1 pseudogene is annotated in these 246 nt (G+C 69.1%); it reads right to left on the reverse strand.

The window, feature by feature from the left end:
• A pseudogene (locus C6W92_RS18220) lies at positions 1-246 on the reverse strand (hypothetical protein); the annotation flags it as partial.

A 246-nucleotide genomic window follows, 5' to 3' on the forward strand; every position in this document is an offset into this window, starting at 1 on the left:
TCCGGGCACGCTCCTGTGGCGTCAGTTTGCGCCTGCGAACCCCGTGCCGCTGCACCTGATCGCGCATCGCGTGATGCGCCAGAAGCGCCCGGGTGCGCGGCCCGATATAGGCGCTGTCGGCATAGAGGGCGGTCTCGTCGCCGACCATCAGATCACACAGGCTGTCCACTTCGGCCCGGTTGCCCGGGCTCACGCTCACGCGCCGCACGAACCCGTCCTCGTCGGCATTGACGAAGGCCTGCCAGC

It is taken from the genome of Roseovarius sp. A46 (assembly GCF_004126395.1).
In the GTDB taxonomy this organism is placed as follows: Bacteria; Pseudomonadota; Alphaproteobacteria; order Rhodobacterales; family Rhodobacteraceae; genus Roseovarius; species Roseovarius nitratireducens.